Annotated in this window: 21 protein-coding genes; 17 read left to right on the top strand and 4 right to left on the bottom strand. The window is 71.9% G+C overall.

What is annotated here, in order from left to right:
- The first annotated feature begins 23 nt into the window (after positions 1–23).
- The 4 genes from OG289_RS23255 (at position 24) to OG289_RS23240 (ending at position 4,218) form a co-directional block, all read left to right on the top strand.
- On the top strand, positions 24–1,028 hold the full coding sequence (locus OG289_RS23255) for a WD40 repeat domain-containing protein (protein ID WP_327315977.1): 1,005 nt from the start codon (positions 24–26) through the stop codon (positions 1,026–1,028).
- A gap of 205 nt (positions 1,029–1,233) precedes the next feature.
- On the top strand, positions 1,234–2,775 hold the full coding sequence (locus tag OG289_RS23250; protein ID WP_327315976.1) for a cellulase family glycosylhydrolase: 1,542 nt from the start codon (positions 1,234–1,236) through the stop codon (positions 2,773–2,775).
- Between the two features lie 103 nt (positions 2,776–2,878).
- Complete coding sequence (locus OG289_RS23245; RefSeq protein WP_327315975.1) at positions 2,879–3,253, top strand: effector-associated constant component EACC1; 375 nt, start codon at positions 2,879–2,881, stop codon at positions 3,251–3,253.
- A 2-nt stretch (positions 3,254–3,255) separates the two neighbouring features.
- Positions 3,256–4,218 (top strand): caspase family protein, encoded by a 963-nt coding sequence (locus tag OG289_RS23240; RefSeq protein ID WP_327315974.1) that lies wholly within the window; start codon positions 3,256–3,258, stop codon positions 4,216–4,218.
- Between the two features lie 163 nt (positions 4,219–4,381).
- Here the strand turns inward: OG289_RS23240 and serC are convergent, their stop codons facing one another.
- Positions 4,382–5,500 carry a phosphoserine transaminase gene (gene serC, locus OG289_RS23235; RefSeq protein ID WP_327315973.1) on the bottom strand — a complete coding sequence of 373 codons (1,119 nt, stop codon included), beginning with the start codon at positions 5,498–5,500 and terminating at the stop codon, positions 4,382–4,384.
- 150 nt (positions 5,501–5,650) lie between these two features.
- Between serC and OG289_RS23230 the strand changes: the two genes are divergently transcribed.
- From OG289_RS23230 to OG289_RS23175, 12 genes are all read left to right on the top strand, one after another.
- Positions 5,651–8,503: an FAD-binding and (Fe-S)-binding domain-containing protein gene (locus tag OG289_RS23230; protein WP_442819096.1), complete on the top strand. Its 2,853-nt coding sequence runs from the start codon at positions 5,651–5,653 to the stop codon at positions 8,501–8,503.
- A gap of 106 nt (positions 8,504–8,609) precedes the next feature.
- Positions 8,610–9,734: a lipid II:glycine glycyltransferase FemX gene (locus tag OG289_RS23225; RefSeq protein ID WP_327315971.1), complete on the top strand. Its 1,125-nt coding sequence runs from the start codon at positions 8,610–8,612 to the stop codon at positions 9,732–9,734.
- A 202-nt stretch (positions 9,735–9,936) separates the two neighbouring features.
- A complete protein-coding gene (locus tag OG289_RS23220) occupies positions 9,937–10,905 on the top strand; it encodes an EamA family transporter (protein WP_327315970.1) in 969 nt (322 codons plus the stop codon).
- A 196-nt stretch (positions 10,906–11,101) separates the two neighbouring features.
- Entirely contained in the window at positions 11,102–11,896 is a 795-nt protein-coding gene (locus tag OG289_RS23215) for a TIGR03084 family metal-binding protein (protein WP_327315969.1), read from the top strand.
- Complete coding sequence (locus OG289_RS23210) at positions 11,893–13,569, top strand: acyclic terpene utilization AtuA family protein (RefSeq protein ID WP_327315968.1); 1,677 nt, start codon at positions 11,893–11,895, stop codon at positions 13,567–13,569. Before OG289_RS23215 ends, OG289_RS23210 begins: the two co-directional genes overlap by 4 nt.
- Positions 13,566–15,164, top strand: a complete 1,599-nt coding sequence (locus tag OG289_RS23205; RefSeq protein WP_327315967.1) for an acyl-CoA carboxylase subunit beta — start codon at positions 13,566–13,568, stop codon at positions 15,162–15,164. Before OG289_RS23210 ends, OG289_RS23205 begins: the two co-directional genes overlap by 4 nt.
- An 8-nt stretch (positions 15,165–15,172) precedes the next feature.
- Entirely contained in the window at positions 15,173–17,026 is a 1,854-nt protein-coding gene (locus OG289_RS23200; protein ID WP_327315966.1) for an acetyl/propionyl/methylcrotonyl-CoA carboxylase subunit alpha, read from the top strand.
- Between the two features lie 80 nt (positions 17,027–17,106).
- A complete protein-coding gene (locus OG289_RS23195) occupies positions 17,107–18,240 on the top strand; it encodes an acyl-CoA dehydrogenase family protein (RefSeq protein WP_327315965.1) in 1,134 nt (377 codons plus the stop codon).
- A gap of 45 nt (positions 18,241–18,285) precedes the next feature.
- Positions 18,286–19,854 (top strand): 4-coumarate--CoA ligase family protein, encoded by a 1,569-nt coding sequence (locus tag OG289_RS23190; protein ID WP_327315964.1) that lies wholly within the window; start codon positions 18,286–18,288, stop codon positions 19,852–19,854.
- Positions 19,851–20,597 carry an enoyl-CoA hydratase family protein gene (locus OG289_RS23185; protein ID WP_327315963.1) on the top strand — a complete coding sequence of 249 codons (747 nt, stop codon included), beginning with the start codon at positions 19,851–19,853 and terminating at the stop codon, positions 20,595–20,597. Before OG289_RS23190 ends, OG289_RS23185 begins: the two co-directional genes overlap by 4 nt.
- Positions 20,585–21,220, top strand: coding sequence for a TetR/AcrR family transcriptional regulator (locus OG289_RS23180; protein ID WP_327315962.1), 636 nt, complete (start codon positions 20,585–20,587; stop codon positions 21,218–21,220). Before OG289_RS23185 ends, OG289_RS23180 begins: the two co-directional genes overlap by 13 nt.
- A 34-nt stretch (positions 21,221–21,254) precedes the next feature.
- A complete protein-coding gene (locus OG289_RS23175) occupies positions 21,255–21,815 on the top strand; it encodes a hypothetical protein (RefSeq protein ID WP_327315961.1) in 561 nt (186 codons plus the stop codon).
- 21 nt (positions 21,816–21,836) lie between these two features.
- Here OG289_RS23175 and pdxH read toward each other — a convergent pair whose 3' ends face one another.
- Positions 21,837–22,517 (bottom strand): pyridoxamine 5'-phosphate oxidase, encoded by a 681-nt coding sequence (gene pdxH, locus OG289_RS23170; RefSeq protein WP_327315960.1) that lies wholly within the window; start codon positions 22,515–22,517, stop codon positions 21,837–21,839.
- A gap of 315 nt (positions 22,518–22,832) precedes the next feature.
- Here pdxH and OG289_RS23165 point away from each other — a divergent pair, with 315 nt between their 5' ends.
- Positions 22,833–23,933: a citrate synthase 2 gene (locus tag OG289_RS23165; RefSeq protein WP_327315959.1), complete on the top strand. Its 1,101-nt coding sequence runs from the start codon at positions 22,833–22,835 to the stop codon at positions 23,931–23,933.
- A 253-nt stretch (positions 23,934–24,186) separates the two neighbouring features.
- Here OG289_RS23165 and OG289_RS23160 read toward each other — a convergent pair whose 3' ends face one another.
- Together OG289_RS23160 and OG289_RS23155 are read right to left on the bottom strand one after the other, a co-directional pair.
- The gene (locus OG289_RS23160) at positions 24,187–25,224 is read right to left on the bottom strand and encodes an isopenicillin N synthase family dioxygenase (RefSeq protein ID WP_327315958.1); all 1,038 of its coding nucleotides are present in this window, start codon (positions 25,222–25,224) and stop codon (positions 24,187–24,189) included.
- 763 nt (positions 25,225–25,987) lie between these two features.
- Entirely contained in the window at positions 25,988–26,554 is a 567-nt protein-coding gene (locus tag OG289_RS23155; RefSeq protein WP_327315957.1) for a DUF4240 domain-containing protein, read from the bottom strand.
- Positions 26,555–26,567 lie beyond the last annotated feature (13 nt).

The raw sequence follows: 26,567 nt of genomic DNA, 5'->3' as shown, positions 1-26,567 counted from the left end.
GGCGGGATGGCACGCTTGGGGGCATGCGCCGACCCTTCGCCGTCCGAGCGGTAGCCCTCCTCGCCGGAGTCCTCCTCGCGGGTGCCTTCGCCCTGCCCGCCGCCTTCGCCGCCGACGGTGACAAGGGGTTCACCATCGAGGACCCGCGCATCACCGAGTCCAGCGGTCTCGCCGCCTCGCGGCAGCACCCCGGCGTCTACTGGACCCACAACGACAGCGACGACGGCCCCTACCTCTACGCCGTCGACAGCGCGACCGGAAAGACCGTCGCCCGGCTCACCCTCACCGGCATCGGCACGCCACGTGACGTCGAGGCGATCTCGATAGGACCCGACAACCAGATCTGGGTCGGCGACATCGGCGACAACCTCGGCGGGACCTGGAAGTACGTGTGGGTCTATCGGCTGCCCGAGCCGAAGAAGCTCGTCGACCAGACGGTCAAGGCCACGCAGTACGTCGTGAAGTACTCCGACGGCGCCCGTGACGCCGAGTCGCTCCTCGTGCACCCCAGGACCGGGCGCGTGTACATCATCGACAAGAAGGAGGACGGCGGGCACCTCTACGAGGGTCCGGCGAACCTGTCCGCCTCCGGGACGAACATCTTCAAGCCCGTCGCCGCCGTCGACCTGTGGGCCACCGACGCCGCCTTCTCCCCGGACGGCACCCAGCTCGCCGTCCGCGGCTACTTCGGCGGCATCTCCTACGACTGGAACGGCGGGAAGATCGAGCGCAAGGGGCGGCTCGACGTGCCGCTGCAACGGCAGGGGGAGTCCGTCAGCTACTCCGCCGACGGCACCAAGATCATGTACGGCACCGAGGGCTCCGCGAGTTCCGTGGTGGCGGAGGACGCACCCGAGGGCGCCTCCTCATCCGGTTCCAAGTCCCCCTCGGGGGGCGGGAGTTCGAGCGCCTCGGGGGACGGCGACGGCTTCTCGGCCGTCGGCGGCGGCGTCAAGTTCGGCGCGCTCGCCGTGGCCGCCGCCTGCGCCGTCGTCTTCGGCTTCCGCCGACTCCGTCGCCGGAACTGAATCCCGCCCCTATGCCTCCCCCGAGCGGCGCGCGACCAATACCTCCAGGCCGTCCGGGATCCGCTGCAGGCCGTACTCGCCGGTGACGCCGCCTTGTCATTCTTCTTGACGTGGTCATGGTGTGTCAGTTTCCTGGGGGGAGCGCGGTGTGTGGGAGCGCTCCCATGTTCCGGGCCCGCGCCTCCCCCCGAGAGGAAGCAGCGAGATGTTCCGCAGCCTGCGAAGAGCACTGTGCGCTGTCGCCGCCGCGCTCCTGATACCGCTGGGAGCCGTCGCGCAGACGGCCCACGCGGCCGACGCCCCTGGGGCCGCCGTCGCGGCCGACGCAGGAGCCGGCTACTGGCACACCAGTGGCCGCCAGATCCTGGACGCCGCCGGGCAGCCGGTCCGGATCGCCGGGATCAACTGGTTCGGCTTCGAGACCGGCAACTACGTCGTCCACGGCCTCTGGTCCCGCGACTACAAGAGCATGATCGACCAGATGAAGTCGCTGGGCTACAACACGATCCGCATCCCCTACAGCGACGACATCTTCAAGAGCACGACCGTCCCCAACAGCATCGACTTCAGCAGCGGCAAGAACGCCGACCTGCAAGGGCTGGGCTCCCTCCAGATCCTGGACAAGCTGGTGGCGTACGCCGGTCAGGACGGCCTGAAGGTCATCCTCGACCGGCACCGGCCGGACGCGGGCGGCCAGTCGGCGCTCTGGTACACCTCCGCCGTCCCCGAGTCGACATGGATCGCCAACCTCAAGGCCCTGGCCGCCCGTTACCAGGGCCAGGACACGGTCGTCGGCATCGACCTGCACAACGAGCCCCACGATCCCGCCTGTTGGGGCTGCGGGGACACGGCCACCGACTGGCGGCTGGCCGCGCAGCGCGCCGGCAACGCGGTCCTGTCCGTCAACTCCGCCCTGCTGATATTCGTCGAGGGCGTGCAGTCCTTCAACGGCGTCTCCGGCTGGTGGGGCGGCAACCTGATGGGGGTCGCGCAGTACCCGGTGCAGCTCGACGTGGCGAACCGTGTCGTGTACTCGGCCCACGACTACGCCACCAGCGTCGCCCAGCAGAGCTGGTTCAGTGATCCGACGTTCCCCGCGAACATGCCGGGGATCTGGGACAAGTACTGGGGGTACATCTTCAAGCAGAACATCGCGCCCGTGTGGGTGGGCGAGTTCGGCACGACGCTGGCGTCGACAGTGGACCAGAAGTGGCTTGCGGCGCTGGTGAGTTACCTCCGGCCGACGTCGACGTACGGTGCCGACTCCTTCCACTGGACCTTCTGGTCCTGGAACCCCAACTCCGGGGACACGGGCGGGATCCTGAAGGACGACTGGGTGACCGTGGACACCGTGAAGGACGGATACCTGGCGAGCGTGAAGGCGCCCGGCTTTCCGAGCACCGGCGGGGGAAGCGGCGGCGGAGGGGGTGGCGGTGGCGGGAGTACGGCTGCCTGCGCCGCCGTCTACACCGTCAGCAGTGACTGGGGCGGGGGCTTCAACGCGGAGGTGAAGGTGACCAACACCGGGACGAGCGCCCTCTCGTCCTGGAAGGTCGCCTGGACCTGGAGCGGCTCCCAGCAGATCACGAACATGTGGAACGCGACGTACACGCAGACCGGCACGACCGTGACGGCGGTCAACGCCGCGCACAACGGGTCGGTCCCGGCGGGCGGTTCGGCGAGCTTCGGGTTCGGGGGCGCGCCTGGGGGCGGGAGTGTGCCGAGTGTGAGTTGCGCGGCAAGCTGAACGTGCGTATCAGTAGGGGGAGTTGCGTCCTTTGGAGTGATCGTGTCGGGCGTCTCCCCCTACGATGAACGGCGTCGTCGCTTGAGCGGGAGGGGCCGGCCGGGTGGAGATCGACATAGGTTGTGGTGAGAATCCGGCGGACGTTTCCTCGCTGCGCCGCTGGCTGCTGGCGGAGCCGGAGTTGCGGCGCCACGCCGTGGTCTCCGTCAGGTCCGCGACGCAGGAGCAGGGCAGGATGGGCGGGCCGTTGGACGTGGTCAACGTCGTGCTCAGCAACAGCATCGCCCTGGCCTCCCTGATCACCGCGGTGGCCACCTGGCGCGGCTCACGACCGCGTCCACCGCGGATCACGCTGGAACGCGACGGCTCGGTGGTCACCCTGTACGACGGCTCGCCCGAGCTGGTCGAGCGGATCCTGCGGGAGTGGAACGGGACTCCCGGCTCCGAGCCGTCCCCCGCAGACGGAGAAGGCGAGTAGCCGTGGCCGAGCCCGTGTTGTCGGACCCGAAACGGTCTCAGGCCGTGTTGGTGGGCGTGCACCATTACTCCGGCCTGGAGAACCTGCCGGCGGTCGCCGCCAACCTGGAGGGGCTGCGCAGGGCGCTCACCGATCCCGCGGTGTGGGGGCTGCCCCGGGAGGCCTGCACCGTGATTCCCCAGCCGGGCAGTGTCGGCGAGGTCCTGGACGCCGTACGGGAGAAGGCTCGTCTGGCGGAGGACACGCTGGTCGTGTACTACGCGGGGCACGGCCTGACGGACCCGTTCACCGACGAGCTGTACCTCGGCCTGCCGGACTCGGACCCGGACCGCGAGTACACCTCACTGCGGTACGAGTACCTGCGTCGGGCCGTCCGGGACCCGCTGGCGCGTGCCCAGCGCACCGTGGTGATCCTCGACTGCTGCTACAGCGGACGTGCCCTGACCGGGTGGATGAGCGCGAGCACCCACATCGCCGACCTGACGGAAGTGGACGGTTCGTGTCTGATCACCGCCTGCGCGGAGACTCGCACCTCTCTGTCGCCGCCCGGCGAGACGTACACCGCGTTCACCGGCGAACTTGTCACGGCTCTGGTCGAGGGCGTCCCCGGCCGGTCCGACCTGCTCGACATGGACTCCCTCTTCCAGCATCTCCACAAGACCCTGTCGAGCAAGTCCCGTCCGCTGCCCCAACAGCGCAACCGCAACACCGGCGGTGGGATCGCGATCGCCCGGAACCGGGCGACGCCGGGCGCGGCAGCACTCGGTGGGGCGGGCGCGGCAGTACGCGGTGGGGCGGGCGCGGCAGTACGCGGTGGGGCGGGCGCGGCAGTACGAGGTGGGGCGGGTCCCGCGAGGGCTCGGGAAATGAGCTGGGAGAGTTTCGCCGAGCGCCGGAGGGAGATGACGAAGCTGGCCACCATGATGCGGAAGCGGGTGGAGCAGCTGCGCCGGGGGGCGGCGTAGACGCGTCAGGAAGTGCGGCGGGCGCCTGGAGACGGCCGCCGGGGGCCCCGCCCGACACCAACGGCGTTCAGCGCCGCTGACACAGCAGGGCGCCCGGGATGGTGCCGGGCGCCCTCGGTGTCGTACGGGAACGAGACCCGCACGGGAAGAACCTGGGAAAGAACTACAGCTTCTCGATCACGTAGTCGATGCACTTCGTCAGCGCCTCGACGTCCGCCGGGTCGATCGCCGGGAACATCGCGACGCGCAGCTGGTTGCGGCCGAGCTTGCGGTAGGGCTCGGTGTCGACGATGCCGCCCGCGCGCAGGACCTTGGCGACGGCGGCGGCGTCGATCTCGTCCGAGAAGTCGATCGTGCCGATGACCTGGGAGCGCTTGGCCGGGTCGGTGACGAAGGGGGTGGCGTACTTGCTCTCCTCCGCCCAGCCGTAGAGACGGCTCGACGAGTCCTTCGTGCGGGCCGTGGACCAGTCCAGGCCGCCCTGCCCGTTGATCCACTCCAGCTGCTGGTTCAGCAGGAAGAGGGTGGCCAGCGCCGGGGTGTTGTACGTCTGGTTCTTGCGGGAGTTGTCGATCGCCGTGGGGAGCGAGAAGAACTCCGGGATGTGGCGGCCGGACGCGTGGATCCGCTCGGCGCGCTCGATCGCGGCCGGGGAGAACACGCCGATCCACAGGCCGCCGTCGGAGGCGAAGGACTTCTGCGGGGCGAAGTAGTAGACGTCCGTCTCGGCGATGTCGACCGGGAGGCCGCCCGCGCCGGAGGTCGCGTCGACCAGGACCAGCGCGCCGTCGTCGGCGCCCTGGACGCGCTGGATCGGGGCGGCGACACCGGTCGACGTCTCGTTGTGCGTGAAGGCGTAGACGTCGACGCCGGCCTCGGCCGCGGGCTCGGGGTGCGTGCCCGGGTCGGAGGAGACGACGGTGGGCTCGGCCAGCCAGGGGGCGAGCTTGGCGGCCTTCGCGAACTTCGAGCTGAACTCACCGAACGTGAGGTGCTGCGACTTGTTCTCGATCAGGCCGTGGGTCGCGATGTCCCAGAACGCGGTGGAGCCGCCGTTGCCGAGGACGACCTCGTACCCCTCGGGAAGGGAGAACAGCTCGGAGATGCCCTTGCGGACCTGGCCGACCAGGTTCTTGACCGGGGCCTGGCGGTGGGAGGTGCCGAGGAGGGAGGTACCGGTGGCGGCCAGCGCGTCCAGCGCTTCCGTCCGCACCTTGGAGGGGCCCGCGCCGAATCGACCGTCGGCGGGCTTGATGTCAGCAGGAATCTGGATCTCAGCCACGGAAGCGAGGGTAGCCGTTGGGGGAAACGTGGGCGAAACCTCGTCCGTCGGGTGAGACGAGGTTTTTGATTTGCTGGACACGTGACAGATTTCGAGGGTCTTGAGCGTGAGCTGGGCCGGACCGTCCGCGGTGACGTGCAATTCGGCGTCATGGCCCGGGCACTCGTGACCATGGACGCCTCCAACTACCGCCGTGTCCCCCTCGGCGTCGTCGCGCCGCGCGACGCCGACGACGTGTCGGCCGTGCTGGAGGTGTGCAGGGAGGCCGGCGTGCCGGTCGTCGCGCGAGGCGGGGGGACGTCCATCGCCGGGCAGGCCACGGGCACCGGGGTGGTGCTGGACTTCACGCGGTACATGAACCGGTTGGTCGCCCTGGATCCGGCGGCGCGGACGGCCGTCGTGCAGCCGGGGCTGGTGCTCGACCGGCTCCAGGAGGCCGCCGCGCCGCACGGGCTGTGCTTCGGGCCCGACCCGTCCACGCACAGCCGCTGCACGCTCGGCGGGATGATCGGCAACAACTCGTGCGGCTCCCACTCGGTGGCCTGGGGGACGACGGCGGACAGTGTGCGCGAGCTGGAGGTCGTCACCGCGCGCGGGCGGCGGCTGCGGCTCGGGCAGGGGTGGGCCGGAGCACCGGACGGGCTGCGGGAACTCGTGGAAGGGAACCTGGCCCGGCTGCGTACCGGCTTCCCCGCGCTGCCGCGCCGTATCTCCGGGTACGCGCTGGACGCGCTGCTGCCGGAGCACGGCGCCGACGTCGCCCGGTCCTTCTGCGGCTCCGAAGGCACCCTGGGCGTGCTCACGGAGGCGGTCGTGGGGCTCGTCGAGGCTCCACGCGCGCGTGCGCTCGCGGTGCTCGGGTACGCCGACGAGGGCGCCGCCGCCGCGGCGGCGGCCGGGCTGTTGCCGTACGGCCCGCTGACGGTGGAGGGGATGGCGGCCGACCTGGTGCCCGCGGGGGCGGCGGCCGGGCTGCCCAGGGGCGCGGCCTGGCTGTTCGTGGAGACCGGAGGGGAGACGGGCGCGCAGGCACGCGCGCGTGCGGAGGCGATCGTCCGCGCGGCGGACGTCGTCGACGCGCGGGTGGTGACCGACCCCGCCGGGCAGCGGGCGCTGTGGCGGATCCGGGAGGACGCGAGCGGGACGGCGACCCGGATGTTGGACGGCTCAGAGGCCTGGCCGGGCTGGGAGGACTGCGCGGTGCCGCCGGCCCGGCTGGGCGCGTATCTGCGGGACTTCCGGGCCCTGCTCGCCTCGCACGGCCTGCGCGGGACGCCGTACGGCCATTTCGGTGACGGCTGCATCCACGTCCGCATCGACTTCGACCTGCTGACGGAGGCGGGGATCGGCCGCTTCCGCCGCTTCTCGGAGGAGCTGGCCGAGCTGGTGGTCGCCCACGGCGGCTCGCTCTCCGGGGAGCACGGCGACGGACAGGCACGGGCCGAGCTGCTGCCGAGGATGTACGGCGAGGAGATGGTCGCGCTGTTCGAGCGGGCCAAGGGCGTCTGGGACCCCGACGGCCTGCTCAACCCGGGCATCCTGGTGCGCCCGGCGCCCCTGGACGCCGATCTGCGCTTCTCGGTGCTTCCGCGCGAGCCCGTCCCGGTGGCCTTCGGCTACCCGGCCGACGGCGGCGACTTCTCGGCGGCCGTCCGCCGCTGCGTGGGGGTCGCGAAGTGCCGTACGACGTCGGCGGCCGGGCCCGCGGTGATGTGCCCGTCGTTTCGCGCGACGGGCGAGGAGGCGCACTCCACGCGCGGGCGTGCCCGGCTGCTGCACGAGATGCTCGCCGGCGAGGTGGTGACCGACGGCTGGCGGTCGCAGGAGGTGCGGGAGGCGCTGGACCTGTGCCTGTCCTGCAAGGGCTGCCGGTCCGACTGCCCGGTCGGGGTCGACATGGCCACGTACAAGGCGGAGTTCCTGCACCACCACTACGCCGGCCGGCGCCGTCCCGCCGCCCACTACGCGATGGGCCGGCTGCCCCTGTGGCTGCGTTGGGTGTCGCACGCGCGCGCGGTGGGGATCGTCAACGCCCTCGCGCGCGTGCGGCCCCTTGCGTGGGCGGCGAAACGGGCCGGCGGGATCGCGCCCGAGCGGGGGATTCCCCGGCTGGCCCGGGAGACGTTCAGCGTGTGGTGGCGGAAGCGGCCCGTCCCTGTGATCCCTGTGACGGGCGAGTTGGTCGTCCTGTGGCCGGACACCTTCACCGAGCACCTCTCGCCGTCCGTGGGCCGGGCGGCCGTCCGGGTCCTGGAGGCTGCGGGGCTGCGGGTGGCGCTGCCGCCGACCCTGCGGATGCGGGGCCGGCCGGTGGGCGACGGCCGGTCGGGGAGCGCGGGCGCGCTGGCCGCGCTGCTGACCGCCCGCCGGGGGCGGGTCTGCTGCGGGCTGACGTATGTCTCCACCGGCCAGCTCGACCACGCGCGCGTGGTGCTGCGCCGCACGCTCGATCTGATGGAGCCGGTGCTGGAGACGGCCGCCCCGGTCGTCGTCCTGGAGCCGAGCTGCGCGGCCGCCCTGCGCGCCGATCTGCCCGAGCTGCTGTCCGACGACCCGCGCGCGGCCCGCCTCGCCGCCCGCGTCCTGACCTTCGCGGAGGCCCTGGAGCGGCACGCCCCCGGCTGGACCCCGCCCCGCCTGGACCGTCCGGCGGTCGGCCAGACCCACTGCCACCAGCACGCGGTGCTGGGCGACGCGGCCGAGCGGCGGCTGCGCGAGGCCGCGGGTCTCACCGGTGACCTGAGCGGCGGGTGCTGCGGCCTCGCGGGCAACTTCGGTTTCGAGAAGGGCCACTTCGAGGTGTCGACGGCCTGCGCGGAGGAACAGCTGCTGCCGGCCGTTCGGGACGCCCCGGAAGGGGCGGTGGTCCTGGCGGACGGGTTCTCCTGCCGGACACAGCTGGAGCAGCTGGCGGGGGCTCGGGGCAGGCATCTGGCGGAGGTGCTGGCCGAGGGACTGGCCGACGGGCCGGAGGAAGGGGGACGTCCCTCCGTGCGCGGATGACCGACACGGCGGCCCTGGAGGCGTTCGGTCCCCGGGACGGCCGTGGCGGCCTCCTAGGCTGGCTCGTCTGCGCTCGTCTGCACAGCCGTTCGAAGGAGCCCCGAGTATGAGCCTGCGTGTCCAGTCCATCAGCCGTGACGAGCATCTGGCGTTCGTCGCGGCCCGCCCCTCCGTCAGCCATATGCAGATCCCCTCGTGGGGGGACGTGAAGCCGGACTGGCGGGCGGAGAGCCTGGGCTGGTTCGACGAGGAGGGCCGGCTCGCCGGAGCGGGGCTGGCGCTGCTGCGGCCGCTGCCCAGACTGAAGAAGTACCTGGCGTATCTGCCCGAGGGGCCGGTCGTCGACTGGCACGCGCCCGACCTGGTGGAGCGCTGGCTGGCGCCGATGCTCGCGCACCTGAAGGCCCGGGGCGCGTTCTCGGTGAAGATGGGCCCGCCCGTCGTCGTACGACGCTGGAGCGCCGACGCCGTCAAGGCGGCCATCGCCGATCCGGGCGCCCACCGGCTGCGGGACGCCGAGGCGAGCTCGTACGAGCAGCGCGCGGTCGACGTCGCCGACCGGCTGCGCCGCGCCGGCTGGCAGCAGACCGAGCCGGGAGGCGAGGACGGCTTCGCGGCGGGCCAGCCCCGCTACGTCTTCCAGGTCCCCTTCGCCGGCCGGACGCTGGAGGAGGTCCACAGCGGCCTCAACCAGCAGTGGCGGCGCAACATCAAGAAGGCGGAGAAGGCGGGTGTGAAGGTCGTCCAAGGCGGCTACGAGGACCTCCCGGCGTTCTACACGCTCTACACCGAGACCGCCGCGCGCGACCGCTTCATCCCGCGCCCGCTGCCCTACTTCCAGCGCATGTGGGACGCGCTGAACGACGAACACCCCGACCGCATGCGGCTCTACCTCGCCCACCACGACGGCGAGGTCCTCGCCGCGGCCACCATGCTCACCGTCGGCGAGCACGTCTGGTACTCCTACGGCGCCTCCACCAGCCGCAGGCGCGAGGTCCAGCCCAACAACGCCATGCAGTGGCGCATGATGGCCGACGCCCACGAACTCGGCGCCGCCGTCTACGACCTGCGCGGCATCACCGACACCCTGGAGGAGTCCAACCACCTGCTCGGCCTGCTCCGCTTCAAGGCGGGCACGGGCGGAGAGGCCGTGGAGTACCTGGGCGAGTGGGACTTCCCGCTCAACAAGCTGCTGCACAAGGCGCTGAATCTGTACATGGCGCGCCGGTAGACGTCCTCGTGGACGTCGTCGTGGGCGTCGTCGTCGGCGTCGTCCGAGTCGTCTCACGTCTCACAGCCCGAGACAGTGGCTTAATGGGTTCACACACCTGACGAGGTCCACTAACCTGGACCAGGGAGTACATCTTGATGAACGAACTCATCACGATGGACGACCTGAGTCGAAGTGAACCCGCCGAGCCCCTGGACCGCCCGTGACCACCCCTGACTCAGCCACCTCACCGCAGGTCTCGGCCGGCTCGGCGACGGCCGCCGCTCCGCGCCGCCCCGGCTCCCTCGGCCCGGTCGGCCTGGTGCTCGCCGGCGGGGTCTCGGTGCAGTTCGGCGGCGCGCTGGCGGTGACGCTGATGCCGAGGGCGGGCGCGCTGGGCGTGGTGGCGCTGCGGCTGCTGGTGGCGGCGGCGGTGCTGCTGGTCGTCTGCCGGCCGCGCCTGCGCGGCCACTCGCGCGCGGACTGGGGCACGGTCGTCGTCTTCGGCGTCGTGATGGCCGCGATGAACGGGCTGTTCTACCAGGCGCTGGACCGCATCCCCCTGGGCCTGGCGGTGACGCTGGAGGTCCTCGGCCCGCTGGCCCTCTCGGTCGTCGCCTCGCGCCGTGCGCTCAACCTGGTCTGGGCGGGCCTGGCCCTGGCGGGCGTCTACCTGCTCAGCGGCGGAGGCGGAGGTGGAGGCGGCGAGGGCGGCGGAGGTGCCGGCTTCGGCGAACTCGACCTCGTGGGCGTCGCGTTCGCGCTGGGCGCGGGGGCGATGTGGGCGGCGTACATCGTCTTCAGCGCCCGCACGGGTCGCCGCTTCCCGCAGGCGGACGGGCTGGCGCTGGCCATGGCGGTGGGCGCGCTGGTGTTCCTGCCGCTGGGAATCGCCGAGGCGGGTACGAAGCTGCTCGACCCGGTGACGCTGGGTCTGGGCGCGGCGGTGGCCGTCCTGTCCTCGGTTCTCCCCTATACCCTCGAACTCCTCGCCCTGCGCCGCCTGCCCGCCTCCACCTTCGCGATCCTGATGAGCCTGGAACCGGCCCTCGCCGCCGCGGCGGGCTTCCTCATCCTCGACCAGTCCCTGACCGCCACCGAGGCCGCCGCCATCGTGCTCGTCATCACGGCGAGCATGGGGGCGGTACGGGCACAGGTGAGGCGGGGGAGGGGAGCGGTTCCGGAGGCCTGAGCCGGCCCGAGAAAGGCTTCAGGGCGGCTTCGGCGGGAGGGTGTCAGTGGCCACTGCCGCCATGCGTCCATGGGGCACATCTACGACTGCTTCACCTGTGACAGCACCTGTGACAGCACCTGTGGCGGAACCTGCGACGGCAAATTAAATGCAAGCGTGCTTGCTTGTTTCTTGAGCCCCTGCCATGCTCCACCCCATGGCCGACCCGACCCCCGTGCTTGACGACCTCCGCGCCGAAAGCGACGAACTCGACCGGCTGGTCGCCGAGTTGGGACCGGAGCAGTGGACGCTGCCGACCCCCGCCGCCGGCTGGACGGTCGCCCACCAGATCGCGCACCTCGCCTGGACCGACCACTCCTCCGTGCTGGCCGTGACCGACAGGGACGCCTTCGCCCGCGAGGTCGAGAAGGCGCTGGCCGCGCCCGGGGACTTCGTGGACAACGGCGCCGAGGAAGGGGCAGGGAAGCCGCCCGCGCGGCTGCTCGCGGACTGGCGGGCCGGCCGCGAGGCCCTGCAGGACGCCCTGCGGGTGGCACCCGAGGGGGCGCGTTTCCCCTGGTACGGCCCGCCCATGTCCGCCGCCTCCATGGCCACCGCCCGGCTCATGGAGACCTGGGCCCACGGCCTGGACGTGGCGGACGCGCTGGGCGCGGTGCCCGCACCCACCGACCGGCTGCGGCACATCGTCCGCCTCGGCGTCCGCACCCGCGACTTCGCGTTCGGCGTGCACGGACTGCCCACGCCGTTCGAGGAGTTCCGTGTCGAACTCACCGGCCCCTCGGGCGAGTTGTGGACTTACGGCCCCGAGGACGCAGACGACCGCGTCACCGGCCCCGCCCTCGACTTCTGCCGCCTGGTCACCCAGCGCGCCCACCGCGCCGACCTCGCCCTGCGCGCCGAAGGCCCCGACGCCGACCGCTGGCTGGACATCGCCCAGGTCTTCGCCGGCCCGCCCGGCAAGGGCCGCGAGCCCCAGGGGGCGGCCGAGTGAGGACCCTGCGCATCGGCAACGCCTCCGGTTTCTACGGCGACCGCTTCGAGGCGATGCGCGAGATGCTCACCGGCGGCGAGCTCGATGTCCTCACGGGCGACTACCTCGCCGAGCTCACCATGCTGATCCTCGGCCGGGACCGGCTGAAGGACCCGTCCGCCGGGTACGCCCGCACCTTCCTGCGGCAGCTGGAGGAGTGTCTGGGGCTCGCCCAGGAGCGGGGCGTGCGGATCGTCACCAACGCCGGCGGCCTCAACCCGGCCGGACTCGCCGACGCCGTACGGCGGTTGGCCGACCGGCTCGGCATCCCCGTACGCGTCGCGCACGTCGAGGGCGACGACCTCACCGCCGCCCGTCCGGGCAGCCTCGCCGCCCACGCCTACCTGGGCGGGTTCGGCATCGCGGCCTGTCTGCGCGAGGGCGCGGACGTCGTGGTCACCGGACGGGTCACCGACGCGGCCCTCGTCACCGGGCCCGCCGCCGCGCACTTCGGATGGCGGCCGGGGGAGTACGACCGACTCGCGGGCGCCGTCGTCGCCGGGCACGTCCTGGAGTGCGGGACGCAGGCCACCGGCGGCAACTACGCCTTCTTCGCCGACGGGGACGTGCGCCGCCCCGGCTTCCCGCTCGCCGAGCTCCACGAGGACGGCAGCTGCGTGATCACGAAACACCCCGGGACCGGCGGCTTCGTCGACGTCGGCACGGTCACCGCCCAACTCCTCTACGAGACCGGCCCCGCCCGGTACGCCGGACCCGACGTCACCGCCCGCCTGGACACCGTACGGCTCACCCGGGACGGGCCGGACCGGGTACGGATCGACGGAGTGCGCGGGGAGGCCCCGCCCCCGACCCTCAAGGTCGGCGTCAACCGGCTCGGCGGCTTCCGCAACGAGGTCGCCTTCGTGCTCACCGGCCTCGACATCGAGGCCAAGGCGGCCTTGGTACGCGGGCAGATGACGGACGCGCTCGCCAAGTCCCCTCCGGCCGAGGTCCGTTGGGAACTGGCGCGCACCGATCGCCCCGACGCGGACACCGAGGAGACCGCGAGCGCCCTGCTGCGGCTCGTCGTGCGCGACCCCGAACAAGCCGTCGTGGGGAGGGCGTTGAGCGGTGCGGCCGTGGAGCTGGCGCTGGCGAGCTACCCCGGATTCCACGTCCTCGCCCCGCCCGGCAAGGGCTCGCCGTACGGCGTCTTCGAGGCCGCGTACGTCCCCCAGGACGAGGTCGCGCACGTGGCCGTCCTCGACGACGGGCGCCGAATCCCCGTGGCCCCGGCTGCCGACACCCTCGCACTCGACGACGTACCGGAACCACCGCTCCCCGAACCCCCGCCGGACGGACCCGTACGGCGCGCCCCCCTCGGGCTCGTCGCGGGCGCCCGCAGCGGGGACAAGGGCGGGGACGCCAACATCGGGGTGTGGGCGCGCACGGACGAGGCGTGGCGGTGGCTCGCCCACACGCTCACCGTCGACCGGCTCCGCGAACTGCTCCCGGAGACAGGTGGGCTCCCGGTCACCCGTCACACCCTGCCGCGGCTGCGCGCCCTGAACTTCGTCGTCGAGGGCGTCCTCGGCGCCGGCGTCGCCGCGCAGCACCGCTTCGACCCGCAGGCCAAGGCGCTCGGCGAATGGCTGCGCTCCCGCCACCTGGACATCCCGGAGGCCCTCCTGTGACGGCTCTCACGTCCGCCCTGGACACCCACGGCCCCGACTACCGCGCACACCGCGAGGCCATGCTCGCCAAGCTCGCCGGCCTCGACGCCGAGCACGCGAAGGCGCTGGCCGGGGGAGGGGAGAAGTACGTCGCCAGGCACCGCGCGCGCGGCAAGCTCCTCGCCCGCGAGCGCATCGAGCTGCTCCTCGACCCCGACACGCCGTTCCTGGAGCTGTCGCCGCTGGCCGCCTGGGGGAGCGATTACGCGGTCGGTGCCTCGCTCGTCACCGGCATCGGCGTCGTCGAGGGCGTGGAGTGCCTGATCACCGCCAACGACCCGACCGTGCGCGGGGGCGCCAGCAACCCCTGGTCGCTGAAGAAGGCCCTGCGCGCCAACGACATCGCCCTCGCCAACCGGCTGCCCTGCATCAGCCTGGTGGAGTCGGGCGGGGCGGACCTGCCCTCGCAGAAGGAGATCTTCATCCCCGGCGGTGCCGTCTTCCGGGATCTGACGCGGCTGTCGGCGGCCGGGATTCCGACCGTCGCCGTCGTCTTCGGCAACTCCACGGCCGGCGGCGCCTACATCCCGGGCATGTCCGACCACGTGATCATGGTCAAGGAGCGGGCGAAGGTGTTCCTCGGCGGGCCGCCGCTGGTGAAGATGGCCACCGGGGAGGAGAGCGACGACGAGTCCCTGGGCGGCGCGGAGATGCACGCGCGCGTGTCGGGTCTCGCCGACCACTTCGCCGTCGACGAGCGGGACGCGCTGCGCCAGGCACGGCGCGTCGTGGCCCGCCTCAACCACCGCAAGGCGTACGGGGATCCCCTTGCGGCCGAACCCCCCAAGTACGACGAGGAGGAGCTGCTCGGCATCGTCCCAGGCGATCTGCGCACCCCCTTCGACCCGCGCGAGGTGATCGCCCGGATCGTCGACGCCTCCGACTTCGACGAGTTCAAGCCCCTGTACGGGACGAGCCTCGTCACCGGCTGGGCGACTCTGCACGGCTATCCGGTCGGCATCCTGGCGAACGCCCAAGGGGTCCTCTTCAGCGCCGAGTCCCAGAAGGCCGCCCAGTTCATCCAGCTCGCCAACCAGCGCGACATCCCGCTTGTCTTCCTGCACAACACCACCGGCTACATGGTCGGCCGGGAGTACGAGCAGGGCGGCATCATCAAGCACGGCGCGATGATGATCAACGCGGTCGCCAACTCGAAGGTCCCGCATCTGTCCGTCCTCATGGGCGCGTCGTACGGAGCCGGCCACTACGGCATGTGCGGGCGCGCCTACGACCCCCGCTTCCTCTTCACCTGGCCGAGCGCAAAGTCGGCGGTGATGGGCCCGCAGCAGCTCGCGGGCGTGCTGTCGATCGTCGCCCGCCAGTCCGCGGCCGCCAAGGGGCAGCCCTACGACGAGGACGCCGACGCCGCCCTGCGCGCCATGGTGGAGCAGCAGATCGAGTCCGAGTCGCTGCCGATGTTCCTGTCGGGGCGGCTGTACGACGACGGCGTCATCGACCCGCGCGACACGCGCACGGTCCTGGGTCTGTGCCTGTCGGCCATCCACACGGCGCCGTACGAGGGTGCGCGCGGCGGCTTCGGCGTCTTCCGGATGTGAGGGATCACGTGATCGGTACTCTGCTCGTCGCCAACCGCGGCGAGATCGCCTGCCGGATCCTCCGCACCTGCGGCGAGTTGGGAATCCGGACGGTCGCCGTGCACTCGGACGCCGACGAGAACGCCCTCCACGCGCGCGTGGCCGACACGGCCGTACGACTGCCGGGAGCGGCGCCCGTCGAGACGTACCTGCGCGCCGACCTGATCGTGAAGGCGGCCGTCGCCGCCGGCGCGGACGCCGTCCACCCCGGCTACGGCTTCCTCTCCGAGAACGCCGGCTTCGCGCGCGCGGTCCTGGACGCCGGCCTCGTCTGGATCGGCCCGCCGCCCGAGGCGATCGAGGCGATGGCGTCCAAGACCCGCGCGAAGCGGCTCATGGGGCTCGCGCCCCTGGCCTCCGACGAGGTGACGGAGGCCGACCTGCCGGTGCTGGTGAAGGCGGCAGCGGGCGGCGGAGGGCGCGGGATGCGCGTCGTGCGCCGCCTGGAGGAGCTGGGCGCCGCGCTGGAGGGCGCCCGCGCCGAGGCCGCGAGCGCCTTCGGCGACGGCGAGGTGTTCGTCGAGCCGTACGTCGAGAACGGCCGCCACGTCGAGGTGCAGATCCTCGCCGACACGCACGGCACGGTGTGGGCACTGGGCACCCGCGACTGCTCCCTCCAGCGACGGCACCAGAAGGTCGTCGAGGAGGCGCCGGCCCCCGGGCTGCCGGAGGCGCTCACGGAGGAACTGCGCGCGCTGGCGGTACGCGCCGCACGTGCCGTGGACTACGTCGGCGCGGGCACGGTCGAGTTCCTCGTCGCCGACGGCCGGGCGCACTTCCTGGAGATGAACACCCGCCTCCAGGTCGAACACCCCGTCACGGAGGCGGTCTTCGGCCTCGACCTGGTGGCGGAGCAGATCCGCGTCGCGGAGGGCGGCGCGCTGGCTCCCGAGCCCCCACGCGCGCGGGGCCACGCCGTCGAGGCCCGCCTCTACGCCGAGGACCCGGCGACCGACTGGACCCCGCAGACCGGCACCCTGCACCGCCTGACCGTCCCGGGGAGCGTCCGCCTGGACACGGGTTTCGAGAACGGCGACCCGATCGGCGTCCACTACGACCCCATGCTCGCCAAGGTCGTCGCCCACGCCCCCACGCGCGCGGAGGCCATCCGCAAACTCGCCGGTGCCCTGGAACGCACCGTCCTGCACGGCCCGGTCACCAACCGCGACCTCCTGGTCCGCTCGCTACGGCACGAGGAGTTCACGTCGGCCCGCATGGACACCGGCTTCTACGACCGCCACCTGCCCGAACTGACGGCCGTGGCCTCCGACCCGCACGCCCCCCTGGCCGCCGCGCTGGCCGACGCGCACACCGGCTCCCGGTTCGGGGGCTGGCGCAACCTGCCGTCCCAGCCGCAGACGAAGCGGTACGCGAGGGGCGGCGAGGAGATCGAGGTCAGCTACCGGCACGGGCGCAGCGGCCTCACGGCCGAGGGCGTCCAGGTCGTGCACGCGGACCCGGCGCTGGTCGTCCTGGAGATCGACGGCGTACGGCACCGCTTCGAGGTCGCCCGCTACGGCGACCGCGTCCACGTGGGCACCACCACCCTCACCGCCCTGCCCCGCTTCCCCACCCCTCGGACCCAGCACACCCCCGGTTCCCTGCTGGCCCCGATGCCGGGAACGGTCGTCAAGCTCGCGGAGGGCCTCGTCACCGGATCGAGTGTCCAGGCCGGTGAACCGCTGGTGTGGCTCGAAGCGATGAAGATGCAGCACGTGATCGCGGCACCGGTGACGGGGACGCTGACGGCTCTGCCGGTGACGACAGGACAGCAGGTGGAGCTCGGCACCCTCTTGGCAGTCGTACAGGGAGACCTGCCTTAGGGGCGCGGGGCCGCATCGATGTGCGGCTCCGCCGCGTGAGCGCGAGCAACCACAGACACCCCGCACCCGAAGGAGCCACCTTGACCACCCTCATCGAATCCGACGAACACAAGGCACTCCGAGCAGCGGTATCGGCCTTCGCGAAGAGCCACACCCACGAATCCAGGACCCTCTGGCAGGAAGCCGCCGAGCTCGGCTACATCGGCGTCAACCTTCCGGTGGCGTACGGCGGCGGTGGCGGCGGCATCGCCGAACTCTCCCTCGTCCTGGAAGAGCTGGGCGCCGCGGGCAACCCCCTCCTCATGATGATCGTCTCCCCGGCGATCTGCGGCACGGTGATCGCCCGCTTCGGCACGGAAGCCCAGAAACAGGAGTGGCTCCCCGCGCTGGCGGACGGCTCCCGCCTCATGGCCTTCGGCATCACCGAACCCGACGCCGGCTCCAACAGCCACCGCATCACCACCACGGCCCGCCGGGACAGCGCGAGCGGCGACTGGCTGCTGACCGGCCGCAAGGTCTTCGTCTCCGGCGTCGACATCGCCGACGCCACCCTGATCGTCGGCCGCACCGAAGACGCCCGCAGCGGCAGCCTGAAGCCCTGCCTGTTCATCGTCCCGCGCGACGCGGCCGGCTTCACCCGTCGCCGCATCGACATGGAACTGCACGGCACGGAGAAGCAGTTCGAGCTGGTCCTGGACGACGTAAGGCTGCCCGCCGAGGCACTCGTCGGCGACGAGGACGCGGGCCTGCTGCAACTCTTCGCGGGCCTCAACCCCGAGCGGGTCATGACGGCCGCCTTCGCGATCGGCATGGGCCGCTACGCGCTGTCCCGCGCCATCGAGTACGCGCGCGACCGCACCGTCTGGAACACCCCGATCGGCGCCCACCAGGCCATCGCGCACCCCCTCGCACAGGCGCACATCGACCTCGAACTGGCCCGCCTGATGATGCAGAAGGCTGCCCACCTGTACGACGCGGGGGACGACACCGGCGCGGGCGAGGCCGCCAACATGGCCAAGTACGCGGCCGGGGAGGCCTGTGTGAAGGCGGTCGACCAGGCCGTGCACACGCTCGGCGGCAACGGCCTCACCCGTGAGTTCGGCCTCGCCTCGCTGATAACCGCCTCCCGGGTGGCTCGTATCGCTCCGGTGAGCCGGGAGATGATTCTCAACTACGTCTCCCACCAGACCCTGGGCCTGCCCAAGTCGTACTGATCGGCACGCTGCTGTGCGGATGCGCAGGTGGCGCGAGGAGGAACCATGTTCCGCAGCGAGTACGCAGACGTCACACCCGTAGAACTCCCCATCCATGACGCCGTGCTGGGTCGCGCCGCCGAGTTCGGGGAGCTGCCCGCGCTCGTCGACGGCACGGACGGCACCACCCTCACGTACGACCAGGTGGACCGGTTCCACCGGCGGGTCGCCGCCGCGCTCGCCGAGGCCGGGGTCCGCAAGGGCGACGTCCTGGCCCTGCACAGCCCCAACACCGTCGCGTTCCCGATCGCGTTCTACGCGGCCACACGCGCGGGTGCCACCGTCACCGCCGTGCACCCGCTCGCCACGGCCGAGGAGTTCGCCAAACAGCTCGGCGACTCGGCCGCCCGCTGGATCGTCACCGTCTCACCGCTGCTCCACACGGCCCGGCGGGCGGCCGAACTCGCGGGCGGCATCGAGGAGATCTTCGTCTGCGACAGCGCGTCCGGGCACCGCTCGCTGATCGACATGCTCGGCTCGACGGCCCCCGAACCACGGGTGGACATCGACCCGGTGGCGGACGTTGCGGCCCTGCCCTACTCCTCCGGCACCACCGGCGTCCCCAAGGGCGTGATGCTCACCCACCGGCAGATCGCCACCAACCTCGACCAGCTGCGGCCGGCGATCTCCGCGAGCCCCGGCGAACGCATCCTCGCCGTGCTGCCCTTCTTCCACATCTACGGGTTCACCGCCCTGATGAACGCGCCCCTGCGGCAGGGCGCCACGGTCGTCGTGCTGCCCCGCTTCGACCTGGAGACGTTCCTCGCGGCCATCCAGAACCACCGCATCACCGGCCTCTACGTGGCCCCGCCGATCGTTCTCGCCCTCGCCAAGCACCCGGTGGTCGCCCGGTACGACCTGTCGTCCCTGCGGTACGTCGTCAGCGCGGCCGCACCCCTGGACGCCGGCCTCGCCGCGGCCTGCGCCGAACGCCTGAACCTGCCGCCGCTCGGCCAGGCCTACGGCATGACGGAACTGTCCCCCGGCACCCACGTCGTCCCGCTCGACGCCATGCGCGAGGCCCCCGCCGGCACCGTCGGCAAACTCATCGCCGGCACCGAGATGCGCATCGTCTCCCTCGACGACCCCGGCACGGACCTCGACATCGGCGAGCCCGGCGAGATCCTCATCCGAGGACCGCAGATCATGAAGGGCTACCTGGGGCGCCCCGACGCCACCGCCGACGTGATCGACACCGACGGCTGGCTGCACACCGGCGACATCGGCCACGTCGACGCCGACGGCTGGCTGTTCGTCGTCGACCGCGTCAAGGAACTGATCAAGTACAAGGGCTTCCAGGTGGCCCCCGCCGAACTCGAAGCCCTCCTGCTCACCCACCCCGGCATAGCGGACGCCGCCGTCATCGGCGTCTACAACGACGACGGCAACGAGGTCCCGCACGCGTACGTGGTCCGTCAGCCGACGTCCCCGGACCTCTCCGAAGGAGAGGTCGCCATGTACGTCGCCGAACGCGTCGCCCCCTACAAGCGCGTCCGCGAGGTCACCTTCATCGACGCCGTACCGCGCGCCGCCTCCGGGAAGATCCTGCGCCGCGAACTGAGGGAGCGTGCATGACGACAGCACTGGTCGGACGTACCCGCCTACGGGGCATCGAGACCCTCAGCCTCGATTCGCCCGCCACCCGCAACGCCCTCTCGCACGCCCTCGTCACCGAACTGGCCGACGCCCTCAAGGCTTGCGACAAGGACCCCGACGTACGCGCCGTCGTCCTCACCCACACCGGCAACACCTTCAGCGCGGGCGCCGACCTCAAGGACCCGCCGGCCCCCAAGGCGGTGACCGGCCTCCTCCAGCGGATCCTCAAGCTGCGCAAGCCCGTGGTGGCCCGGGTCGCCGGGCACGTGCGGGCGGGCGGCCTGGGGGTGCTCGGCGCCTGTGACATCGCCGTCGCGTCCGAGGCGGCGACCTTCGCGTTCACGGAGGTCCGCATCGGGGTAGCGCCCGCCGTCATCTCGCTGCCACTGCTGCCCCGCGTCGACCCGCGCGCCCTCACCCGCTACTGCCTCACCGGAGAGACCTTCGGCGCCGCCGAGGCCGCCCGCATCGGCCTCGTCACCCACTCCGCAGGCGACACCGACCTGGACGAGGCCCTCGCCCCCGTCCTCGACGGCCTGCGGCGGGCCTCACCCAGAGCCCTGGCCAGGACGAAAGAGCTGCTCACGGCTAAGGTGCTGGAGGCCTTCGTCGAGGACGCGGGCGAGATGACCAGGCTCTCGGCCTCGTTGTTCGCCCAGCCCGACGCCCGCGAGGGAATGACGGCCTTCCTCGAACGACGGGATCCCCCATGGGTGTTGTGACCACGGCCGAACACGTCCCGGCCGACCGCGGTGCCTCCGGTGACCGTGTCCCCAAGCAGGACCGCAGCCGGGCCACCCGGCAGCGGCTCCTGGAGGCCGCCCTCGCCTGCCTCGCCGAACGCGGCTGGGCGGGCTCCACGGTCTCCGTCGTCGCCGAACGCGCCGGCGTCTCCCGGGGCGCCGCCCAGCACCACTTCCCCACCCGCGAGGACCTGTTCACCGCGGCCGTCGAATACGTCGCCGAGGAACGCTCGGGCGCGTTGCGCGCACTGTTCCCGCAGGGTGCCACCGGCGACCGCCGCGCCGTCGTCACCGCCCTCGTGGACCTCTACACCGGCCCCCTCTTCCGCGCCGCCCTGCACCTGTGGGTGGCCGCCTCCAACGAGGAACAACTGCGCCCGCGCGTGACCGAGCTGGAAGCGCGGGTGGGCCGGGAGGCCCACCGCACAGCCGTGGAACTGCTCGGCGCCGACGAGTCCGCGCCCGGCGTCCGCGAGACCGTCCAGGGCCTGCTGGACATGGCCCGCGGCCTCGGCCTCGCCAACCTGCTCACCGACGACGCGGTACGCCGCGAACGCGTGGTGGCCCAGTGGGCGGGCCTGCTGGACGAGAAACTGGGCTGAGGGCGTTGTCAGTGCCGGGGCTTACGGTTCAGGCATGGGGGACACCTTTCAGACGATCGTCGACCGTGACGCGAGCCCGCAGGACGCGCCGCGTCTCGCCGAGCGCGTGGTCGAGTGGCTCGTGGCCGAAGGCATCGTGCTCGCCGAAGCGGAACCCGGCTGGGCCCTGGGGGACCACCCGGCCCACCCGCCCGGCCCGCACTGGCAGAAGGCCGTGGAGGACGCCCGGTGGGGCGCGCCGGAGGGCGTCGCCGTGTACACCGAGCACCACATCTTCTTCAGCAACTGGGCTCCGGGGCCGCCGACGGTGACCTGCCCACGCTGTGAGAACACCATCACGGCGGAAGACGACGCCTGGCCGCGCTTCGACGAGCCCGTCGACGCCTGGTACAAGACGGGCACGGCCGACGTCGAGTGCCCCGCCTGCGCCGAGTCCGTCCCCCTGACCGCCTGGGACTGGAGCCACGACCACCTGGCCCTCGTCCACCTCGGCTTCGAGTTCTGGAACTGGCCCCCGCTCAGCGAGGAGTTCCGCGCCCGAATGGCCGAGCTCCTCGGCGGACACCGCACGGCGTTCCTCCCGGGCAAGATCTGAGGCGTCCGGGCGCCCCCGCCCTCACGGACTCAGCCGCTCCACCCGCCAGCTCCCGTCCGCCTCCGCCACGTACCGCAGCCGGTCGTGCAGCCGGTTCAGGCGGCCCTGCCAGAACTCCACCGACTCCGGCGCCACCCGGAAACCGCCCCAGTGCGGCGGCACCGGCACCTGCTCGCCCTCCGGGTAGCGGGCCGCCAGCTCCGCGTACGAGGCGTCGAGATCGGCGCGCGTGGCGATCACCGAGGACTGGGCGCTGGCCCACGCGCCGAGCTGGGAGCCGTGCGGCCGGGTACGGAAGTACGCGGCGGTCTCGTCCCGCCCGGTGCGCCGGGCCACACCCCGCACGACGACCTGCCGTGCCATCGCATGCCACGGGAAGAGCAGCGAGACGTACGGGTTCTCTGCGAGGTCGCGGGCCTTGCGGGAGTCGTAGTTGGTGTAGAAGACGAAGCCCTGCTCGTCGAACTGCTTCAGCAGCACCGTGCGGGAGGTTGGCCGGCCCTCGGCGTCCGCGGTGGAGACGACCATGGCGTTCGGCTCGAAGAGATGGGCCTCGACGGCCGCGTCCTTGAACCAGCGGGCGAACTGCCCCACGGGCGTGGCGGCCAGCTCGGCCTCGGTGAGACCCTCGGCCCGGTACTGCTTGCGCATGGCGGCGGGGTCGGGGACGGGGCCGGGGGAGACGGCGTCTGCGTCGGTCACGTGGTCATCCTGCCGTATGGAACTCATCCGTGTGGTGGGTGGCACTGAGTGCCGCGACCACTCCTCAAAGGTGGCACTCGGGGATATGGTGCAGATGCCATCCCGATTGGGTGACCGCCGGCCGCACGGGGCATCACTGGGGTGACCGCCCACGACCGCGAGTCCTCCCGGACCGTGGATCCGCCGGCGCCGTCTGTCGCTCCACATCCCGACCCGACACACACCGACGCACCCCGACACACACCGACGCACCACATCCGTCGCAACCACATCCCGCGCACACATCCCGTCGCACACATCACGAGGAGCCGCCTGATGTCCGACTTCGTACCCGGACTCGAAGGAGTCGTCGCGTTCGAGACGGAGATCGCCGAACCGGACAAGGAGGGTGGCGCCCTGCGATACCGGGGCGTCGACATCGAGGACCTGGTCGGCCATGTCTCCTTCGGCAACGTCTGGGGGCTGCTCGTCGACGGCGCCTTCAACCCCGGACTGCCGCCCGCCGAGCCCTTCCCCATCCCCGTCCACTCCGGCGACATCCGCGTCGACGTCCAGTCCGCGCTCGCCATGCTCGCGCCCGTCTGGGGCCTCAAACCCCTCCTCGACATCGACGCCGAGCAGGCCCGCGAGGACCTCGCCCGCGCCGCCGTCATGGCCCTCTCCTACGTCGCACAGTCCGCACGCGGCCAGGGTCGGCCGATGGTCCCGCAGCGGGAGATCGACAAGGCCCAGTCCGTCGTCGAACGGTTCATGATCCGCTGGCGCGGCGAACCGGACCCCAAGCACGTCGCGGCGGTCGACGCCTACTGGACGTCGGCGGCCGAACACGGCATGAACGCGTCCACCTTCACGGCCCGCGTCATCGCCTCCACCGGCGCCGACGTCGCCGCGGCCCTCTCCGGCGCCGTGGGAGCCATGTCGGGCCCGCTGCACGGCGGTGCCCCGTCCCGCGTCCTCGGCATGATCGAGGAGATCGAGCGGACCGGGGACGCCGAGGCCTACGTCAAGCAGGCCCTCGACAGGGGCGAGCGCCTCATGGGCTTCGGCCACCGCGTCTACCGCGCCGAGGACCCACGCGCGCGCGTGCTGCGCCGCACGGCCCGCGAACTGGGCGCACCCCGCTTCGAGATCGCCGAAGCCCTGGAGAAGGCGGCCCTCGCGGAACTCCACGCCCGCCGCCCGGACCGCGTCCTGGCGACGAACGTCGAGTTCTGGGCCGCCATCGTCCTGGACTTCGCCGAAGTCCCGGCGCACATGTTCACGTCCATGTTCACCTGCGCCCGCACGGCCGGCTGGTCGGCGCACATCCTGGAACAGAAGCGCACCGGCCGCCTGGTCCGCCCGTCGGCCCGCTACATCGGCCCCGGCTCCCGCAACCCCCAGGAGATCGAGGGCTACGACGACATCGCGAGCTAGTGCCGTGACAGGCGACGTTCGCCCCGTCGCGACGCCCGGCACCCTCCACTGCCCTCAAGGGCGTGGGAGGTGCCCGCATGCCTCCACTCGGCGCACCGGCCGAACACCCACGTACGTCCAGTACGAGGGCCTTCGGCCGGCACTCCCCCAGCCTTCGGCCGGGGGGACCCCAGAGCACGCACCGGACGCCGCTCCTTCACGGGCAAACGGTGCCTGCCACGGCACTCGGGCGGGCCCTGGGCGCCAGGTGGTGTCACGCGGGGCTGAGCAGCTCCGCGTGATGCCGCTCGGCCACCAGCGGGTGGGCGCGCAGCTTTCCCTTCAGCTCGTTGAAGCCGTACTCGGCGAAGAGCGGGTTGGACGGGTCGTCGGTCACTCCCGGCGCGGCCGAGGCGTGCGGGAAGGGCACCGGCTCGACGCGGGCGTCCAGGCGCGGGTTGTAGAAGAAGGGCACGGAGAACCGCTCGACCGCGCTCGGCGGCGACACGACCCGATGGTTGGTGGCCAGGAGATACCCGTTGGTCGCCACCTCCAGCAGCTCCCCGAGGTTGACCACGAAGGCCCCGTCCAGCGGCGGCACATCATGGAACAGCCCGTCCTCCCGCTGCACCTCAAGCCCGCCCACCTGGTCCTGGAGCAGCAGCGTCAGGAACCCGTAGTCCTTGTGAGCCCCCACCCCCTGACCGCCCCCGTCCCCCGCACTCCCCGGATACCGCACGAGCTTCAGATGCGGATGCGCCCACTCCCCGAAGACCGGGTCGTAGAAGTCGACGGGCGCCCCGATCGCGGCGAGCAACTCGTGCAGCAGCTTCTCGGCGACGGCACTGAGCCGCTCGATCCAGGCGAGCGCGGCCGTCCGCAGCTCAGGAAGTCCGGCAGGCCACTGGTTGGGCCCCTGAAGCCACCAGTACGCGGGCTCACCCGGTCCCGGTATCCGCGCGGGCCGCTCCGCCCCGATGTCGAGCTGGTCCCGCCAGTCCTGCCGACCGCCGGTCCGCTCGTCCCCGGTCCGCGTGTACCCCCGGAAGTGCGGCGAGTTCACGTTGTCGATCGCGAGCCGCTGCTCCTCGGGCAACGCGAAGAACCGCCGCATGGCGGAAAGCAGCTCATCCGTCTCCTGAGGGCTCACCCCATGCCCGACGAGCTGGAAGAACCCCACGTCATGCGCGGCACTGTGCAACTGCGCGTGCAGCAGCGCCCGCGCCTGGGGCCCACGGTCGGCGGCGGAGAGATCGATGATCGGCAGCTGCCGGTACGACGGGTTCGTCGAGAGAGGTGTCACGTTCGTCATGGTGCGTCCGTGGGTGTACGGGGGCCCGCGGCCGGCGTCGGGTGGGCCGGCGCACGCGTGCCAGATGGCCAGAGAAAGGGAAGTGCGCAAAGGCAGGCGGCGGTGAACCGCGAGGGGGCCGGAAGGCTCAGATGGAGCGTCGACAGCCCATGCTCGTGACGCGGACGAAGTCCACATGGCGGCGTCGAACGAGCGAAAGCATGCGCCAAGAGTACTGCTTGCCGAAAGATCCGTAAGTGGCGCGGCTCACCCACCGCAAGCCTTCCGAAAACGAACGCGAACCCGGCCCCCGGCCCCGGCCCCGGCCCCGAAAACGCAGACGACCCGCGAGTCGTGGTCCTCCCGGAGGAGGAGCCGGCCGGACGTACCGGCGACTCGCGGGTCGGGTGACTGCGTTGGATTGGCCGGCTGCGTGCATCTCGTACACGCTGGTCCGGCACCGCACTGAGTGGGCGACGGGCCACTAGCCCGCAGCCACCTCCGACGTCCGGTATGCATACATGCTCCGAACCACCTCCCTTCATCGGTACGCCACACCCTAAGAACCCATCTCCGGTCGCTCAAGTGTTTTTCCGAGATGTTGACGGCGACGCCTCTGGCCGGACGCTGCAGCCGTATCCGTCACCCCGCTGCACGAGCGAGAGATTCCAGTGGCAGACGTTGAACCGCCCCATCGGCGTGGTGGCGCTGTGCTGTTCCCTGGCGCGAACGGAGATGCGGCCGGTCCAGGCCCCCGCCCGATCTTCGTGCCAGCGATCTCGCGTCACCAATCACCCTCACCCAGAAACAGCGCAGCCAGCCGTGGCAGCCGTCCGCGCATCTCCTGCTCGTCGTCGAAGTCGAAGTCCTCGCCCATGTCGGGCTTGACAGTGCCGGGGCGGGCGGCCTCGTGCTCCCGCAAGGCGTCGTAGAAGCCGTCCTCGTCGCCGGTGAGGCGTTCGTACGCGTCGCCCGGTGCGTAGGTGACGTCCTCGTCGAAGAGGGCGTCGTCGGCGGAGTCCGCGGCGGCTGTCACGACCTCGGGGTGGTCGGCCAAGCTGTCGGGGTCGGCGGTGACGCGGTCGTACCAGGCGCGCCCCTGCGCGATCACTCCCGCGCGGAAGTCGATGAAGGAGTCGTCGGAGCAGCCGCCGCCGATCAGGTAAGCGGCGGCCCAGATGTCCCAGCGGTACAGGGCGTCGTGCAGAACGTCGAAGCGGACGCGGTACGCGAGGATGTCCGCCACTGAGTGGTGGGCGAGCACGTTGGTCAGCGCTTCGTTGAAGGGCAGGTTGTTCGTGGTGCGCGCGCGTGCCGTCTCGATGGCGTCCCAGAACTCGTCCGTGTTCATGGCGAGGACTGTG

Source organism: Streptomyces sp. NBC_01235, assembly GCF_035989285.1.
In the GTDB taxonomy this organism is placed as follows: domain Bacteria; phylum Actinomycetota; class Actinomycetes; order Streptomycetales; family Streptomycetaceae; genus Streptomyces.
The sequence above is the reverse complement of the archived record's forward strand: the minus strand, read 5'-3'. Positions and strand labels throughout refer to the sequence as shown.